The 5,766-nt window shown below is 71.7% G+C and carries 5 protein-coding genes; 4 read left to right on the top strand and 1 reads right to left on the bottom strand.

Annotated elements, in window-relative coordinates:
- Positions 1 to 60 precede the first annotated feature (60 nt).
- Positions 61 to 1,491 carry an APC family permease gene (locus tag AB0K09_RS28870; RefSeq protein WP_366068357.1) on the bottom strand — a complete coding sequence of 477 codons (1,431 nt, stop codon included), beginning with the start codon at positions 1,489 to 1,491 and terminating at the stop codon, positions 61 to 63.
- 255 nt (positions 1,492 to 1,746) lie between these two features.
- On the opposite strand from AB0K09_RS28870, the gene AB0K09_RS28865 reads away from it, so the two are divergent.
- The 4 genes from AB0K09_RS28865 to AB0K09_RS28850 form a co-directional block, all read left to right on the top strand.
- Positions 1,747 to 2,187: a MerR family transcriptional regulator gene (locus tag AB0K09_RS28865; protein WP_366068356.1), complete on the top strand. Its 441-nt coding sequence runs from the start codon at positions 1,747 to 1,749 to the stop codon at positions 2,185 to 2,187.
- A gap of 61 nt (positions 2,188 to 2,248) precedes the next feature.
- The gene (locus tag AB0K09_RS28860; RefSeq protein ID WP_366068355.1) at positions 2,249 to 2,941 is read left to right on the top strand and encodes a class I SAM-dependent methyltransferase; all 693 of its coding nucleotides are present in this window, start codon (positions 2,249 to 2,251) and stop codon (positions 2,939 to 2,941) included.
- A gap of 61 nt (positions 2,942 to 3,002) precedes the next feature.
- Positions 3,003 to 4,274 carry a cysteine desulfurase gene (locus AB0K09_RS28855; RefSeq protein ID WP_366068354.1) on the top strand — a complete coding sequence of 424 codons (1,272 nt, stop codon included), beginning with the start codon at positions 3,003 to 3,005 and terminating at the stop codon, positions 4,272 to 4,274.
- Positions 4,275 to 4,307: 33 nt separating this feature from the next.
- Positions 4,308 to 5,766: APC family permease (locus tag AB0K09_RS28850; RefSeq protein WP_366068353.1), on the top strand; the 1,459-nt coding region annotated here is incomplete at its 3' end.

Raw genomic sequence — 5,766 nt, 5'->3', positions numbered from 1 at the left:
CGTGCGGTGAACAGGGCGGCGAACATGACGGGCTCCCCCGGGCTGGTGCGGACGCGGTGTTCAGGCGTCGCCCGACGGTGCGAACCGGCGGGTGAGCGCGGCGACGGGAAGGATGAGGAGGCTGAACACCAGCCCCACCACGGCGACTTTCGGGCCCCACTGGATGCCGCCCCACACCAGCAGCACGGTGTTGAAGACGGCCAGCGCGACCGCCAGCACCGTCAGGGCGGTTCGCCGTCCGGCGGAGGCGGTGGCCGCCGGATCGCGGCGCAGGCCGAGGTGGGCGAGCGGCAGCAGCACGAAGACGATGAGGTAGCCGAAGTTCGAGGAGGCGACCTCCTCCAGCACCCGGGTGCCGAAGACGGCGAGGAGCACGCCGATGACGACGGCGTCGCACGCCAGCGACCCCGTGGGCACGCCGCGCCGGCTGACGTGCGCGAACGGCCGCGGAAGGTAGCCGTCCAGGGCGATCTGGTAGACGGTGCGCGAGGAGCTGACGACCGCCGACTGGGCGGTCAGCACCAGGCACGCCGCGAGCAGCACGGCGACGACGTCCTTGCCCGCCGAGCCGAACAGGATCCCGGCGGCCGGGAGGAACACCGTCGTCGGCTCCTCCGTGAGCCCCTCGGCGCCGACCACGGCGACCAGCACCAGCGGTACGAGCGTGTAGGCGGCGAGGCAGGTCAGGGCGGAGATCGCCATGACCTTCGGCAGGTGCCGGCGGATGTCGCGGATCTCCGCGCACAGGGTGGAGGCGAGTTCCGCGCCGTACGCCGAACAGGAGGCGACGAACATCCACTTCACCAGCAGCGCGATCACCCCGAGCGCGCCGTCGGGGGCGTCGTGGGGGAGGGCGAGCGGGAAGAGGTTCCCGCCGTGGAAGCGCTCCGGGCGCACGGCCGGGCCGAGCAGCACGGCGATCAGCGGGACCAGGGCCACCAGCGCCAGCACGGCGTTGACCTGGCTGCTGCGGCGCAGCCCCGCGAGATTGAGGGCGTAGAGGACCAGGCCCATGCCGATCGCGAGGGTGAGCCTGTCGACGCCGGGCCAGAAGGCGGCCTTCAGATAGCCGGCGGCGAGGATGAGCATGACGGGCACGGCCGGCACCCAGGCGAACCAGTACGACCAGGACGAGAGGGCGCCCAGCGCGGCGGAACCGCGTGGCAGGGCGCGGTAGGCGAACTGGGCGGTCCCGCCCGCGCGGTCGGGGTGGCGGACGGCGAGGTCACCGATCAGGACGCACTGCAGCGCGCCGACGGCCGCGGTCGCGATCCACACCCAGGGGGAGACGTTGCCGAGTTCGCCGGCCATGGCGCCCAGCGAGACCGTGACGGACAGGGCGCCGCCGAAGGCGACGGGTATCGCGGACCACCAGGAAACCGTGCGGGGCAGCCGGCTGCTGGAGGGGAACGGCCCGGACGGTCCGGCCGGCAGGGGGCCGGGACATCGGCCGGCGGGGCCCGCGGAGGGGCCGCTGGACGCACCGTGCATGGGACATTCCCCCGTTGTTCGGAAGGGCCCCCTTCGTGGGAGGGCCGACCGGCCGGGTGCGGGTGGCGTTGGACGCTAGCACCGTTTTCAGCCGCTGACTTGACGTGTTTCCGGCCAATCTGCTTTCCGTGATCCCACGCGGAACCCCGTCCCCGGGAATCACCGGCTCCGAATTCCGCCCGGCATTTCGCAGGGAAATACCCACGACCCGGGAGCTTGACCTTGGAGTGGGGTGCAAGGTTTAGCGTCGGGCCCATGGAACCGGCAATCCGTTCGGACCGCGGGCTGACCGTGACCGGCCTCGCCCGTGAAGTCGGGGTCAGCGCGCACGCCGTCCGCTACTACGAGCGCGAGGGGCTGCTGCTGCCGCCGGAGCGCTCGGCGGCCGGCTACCGCCGCTACGGCCCCGACGCGGTGGAACGGCTGCGCTTCATCCAGGGCGCCCAGTGCCTGGGACTGAAGCTGCGGGAGATCCGGGACCTGCTGGCGGTGCGCGACGCCGGCGCCTGCCCGTGCGGCTCGGCCGGTGATCTGCTGCGCCGGCGCATGGGCGAGATCGACCAGGAGATCGCCCGGCTGGTGCGTCTGCGGGCCCAGCTCGGCGACATGGTCGCCGGACTGCCCAGCACCGACTGCCGGGGCCCTGCCCCGGGAGTGGGCTGGATGCCCGCCGCCCGCCGCGCCGCGCGGAGCTGAGACGGCCCGCACCGGAGCGCACCACCACACCACCGTCCATCGCACCAACGGGGAGACCACCATGGCGAGCAAGGCACTCGAGGTCGTCAGAACCGTCTACAACGCGACCTGGGGAAAGTACGTATTCGCCGGCATGTACGACCGGTTCCTGAACAAGTTCGAGCAGGCCGGATTATCGGAGAAGCGAGCCGAAATGCTGGCCCCCGCCCACGGACGCACCCTTGAACTCGGCGCCGGCACGGGCCTCAATCTGCCCCACTATCCGCCCGCCGTCACCGAGATGGTCATCACCGAGCCCTATCCGCCCATGGTCGCCAAGCTCGCCCGGAAGGTCGGGGAACTCGGCCTCGTCCAGAACGTCCAGCTCACTGTCGCCCCGGCCGAGAAGGTCCCGTTCCCCGACAACTCCTTCGACACCGTCGTCGCGGCGATGATCCTCTGTACCGTCAAGGACCCCACCGTGGTGCTCGCCGAGATCGAGCGGGTCCTCAAACCGGGCGGCCAATATCTCTTCCTGGAACATGTCCGCAATCCCGATCCGAAGATCGCCCGCAAACAGGACTTCATCCAGCCCGGCTGGTTCCTCTTCGGCAACGAATGCCACTGCAACCGGCCCACCGTCGAGACGCTCCAGGCCTCCGGCCTGAAGGTCGAGGAACTCAAGCGCGACAAGATCCCAGCCGCCGCCCAGTGGATCGAAGCGATGATCATCGGCCGCGCCGTCGCCGTCAAACCCGCCCTGGCCACCGTCTGAGCCACCGCCCGAGCCACCCACACCGATCCGGCCGCAGGCCGGGATTGCGCAGGCAGCACCCATGACCGTCAGCACCGGGACGGCGTCGAAGGGCTTCGACGCCGCCGCCTTACGGGCCGACTTCCCGACCCTGAAGGACGAGGAGATCTACCTCGACTCCGTCGCCTCCTCCCTCACCCCGCGCACCGTGGTCGAGGCGATGAACGAGTTCTACTTCACCTTCCGCGCCAATGTGCACCGCGGCGTCTACGACGCCTCCCTGGAGGCGTCCGAGCACTACGAGCAGGCGCAGGCCGCGATCGCCGCCTTCATCGGCGCCGGCCCGGAGGAACTCGTCCTCACCCTCAACACCACCGCCGCCATCAACCTGATCGCCCTCTCCCTGGACTTCTCCCCGGGCGACGAGATCGTGCTCTCCACCCTGGAGCACACCTCGAACATGATCCCCTGGTCCCGCCTCGCCGCCCGCCACGGCCTGCGGCTGCGCTGGTACCACCCCGGCGTCCAGGGCGTCTTCGACGTCGAGGAGTTCGCCCCGCTGATCAACGAACGCACCCGGCTCGTCACCCTCACCCACGTCTCCAACGTGCTGGGCACCGTCGTCCCCGTCCACGACGTCGCCCGGCTCTGCCGCGCCGCCGGTGTGCCCTTCCTGGTCGACGCCGCCCAGGCCGTCCCGCACATGCCCGTCGACGTGCGGGCCATCGGCTGCGACTTCCTCGCCTTCTCCGGACACAAGATGCTCGGCCCCACCGGCATCGGCGGCCTCTACATCCGCCGGGAGTGGGCCGAACGCCTCACCCCGGCCGTCCTGGGCGGCGGCAGCATCGACACCACCGGCCGGTGCGGCTGCCCCTCGCTGGAGGAGTGCACCATCGACTACGCGGTCTTCAGCGACCTGCCCCACAAGTGGCAGGCCGGCACCCCGCCCATCGCCGAGGCCCTCGGCCTCGCCGAGGCCGCCCGCTACCTCACCGCCCTGGGCCCCGCCGCCGTCGCCGCCCACGACCGGGAGCTGATGGCGCTGGCCCTCGACGGACTCTCGCGGATCCCCGGGGTCAGGGTCTACGGCCCCGGCAAGGCCGAACAGATGTCGTCGATCCTCTCCTTCAACGTCGGCGACCACTCGCCGCACGACGTCGGGCAACTGCTCGACTCCCACCACCGGATCGGCGTCCGCTCCGGACAACACTGCGCCCTCTCCTACTTCAAGGACGCCCCGGAGATCGAACAGCCCGGCAGCGTCCGCGCCTCCTTCTACCTCTACAACACGGCCGAGGAGGTGCACCGGTTCGTGGCGGCCGTCGAGGACGTCTCACGCCGCCTCCTGTAGCACGACCTCGAACAGACGGGGGGAAGACCGACCATGTCACAGCGCCCGCGCCCCGAAGCCTCCGACGACGGCCCCGCACCCGAACCCGGCCCCGCCTCCACCGACAGCCCCCGTCCCACCGGCCCCCGGCTCTTCCCCTCGTCGAGCAGCCTGCCGCGGATCGTCTCCTGGCGCTCCGCCGTGCTGGTCGCCCTCGGCGGGGCCGTCCTGGTCACCGTCTCCCTCGGCCCCATGGCCACCGAACTCGGCAACGTCTCGGTCCTGGTGTGGATCGTGGCGGCCGCGGTCGGCGCCGCGCAGTGCCTGCTCCTGGCCGAACTCGCCTCCCGCTTCTCCTCCCGGGCGGGCGGCACCGCCCAGTTCGCCCACCGCGCCCTGCGCCGCGGCTCGCCCTCGCTCGGCGCGCTGTCGTCCTGGTCGTACTGGTTCGCCTGGACCCCCGGCATCGCCGTCAACCTGATCCTGGCCGCCACCTATCTGCGGGAGGTGCTCTTCCCCCACGTCCCCGTCATACCCCTGGCCATCGCCATCGGGGTGGTGCTCTACATCGTCAACTCCTACGGACTGAGGCTGAGCATGCGGCTCAACGCCCTGCTGGCCGTGGTCACCGTGATACCCCTGCTCGCGATAGCCGCCGGGCCGCTGATCAAGCCCTCGGCCTTCCACGTGGGCCATCTGCTGCCCCTGCGGCTGCCGGACACCGCGCCCGGCGGCGGCTGGGCGCTCACGGCCCTGATCGCCAAGTGGTTCTTCGTGGCCGCCTGGGTCGCCTACGGCGCCGAAATGGCCTCGACCGTCTGCGCCGAGATGCGCGACTGCGCCGGCCGCATGCCCCGCGCCATGGCGCTCGCCGCCGGCGCCTGCCTGGCCGCCTTCGGCCTGCTGCCCATCGTGCTGCTCGGCCTGATCGGCACCGAGGGACTCGGCGACGACCCCGTCACCGGCTTCGTCCCGGCCGCCGAGGTGCTCTTCGGCTCCGCCGGGAAGACCGTCATCGGACTCGTCCTGGCCGCTGCCCTCGTCCTCGGCGCGCAGGCGTTCATCTTCACCTCCTCGCGCACCGTCTACCAGATCTCCCGCGACGGCCATCTGCCGTCCCTCTTCGCCCGGGTCAACAAGCGCGGCGTGCCGGTGGGCTCCATGGTCTGGGACGCCACCGTCATCGCCCTGATGCTGGCCGTCTTCGGCACCCGGGTCGTCGAGGTCGTCGCCGCCGCCAACGTCGGCTACCTCATCGTCTTCATCCTCATGCCCATGGCCTACCTGGTCCTGCGCCGCACCCCCGGCGGCGACCCCGGCGGGCTGCGCCTGCCCCGCCCCGCCGCCGGCCTCGCGCTCGCCCTGGCCGTGCTCAACGCGGCGGCCCTGGTGGTCGGCGGCGCCCAGTGGGGCGTCCGCGTCATGACCATCGGCCTCGGCGTCAGCCTGCTGATCGTCCCCGTCTCGTACCTGACCCGCCGCACCGCCGCCCGCCGCGACCGCGACGGGTCCC

The sequence above is a fragment of the Streptomyces sp. NPDC049577 genome, assembly GCF_040675635.1.
Taxonomy (GTDB): domain Bacteria; phylum Actinomycetota; class Actinomycetes; order Streptomycetales; family Streptomycetaceae; genus Streptomyces.
Note: the sequence above shows the minus strand (reverse complement) of the source record. Positions and strands in the feature narration are given on the sequence as shown.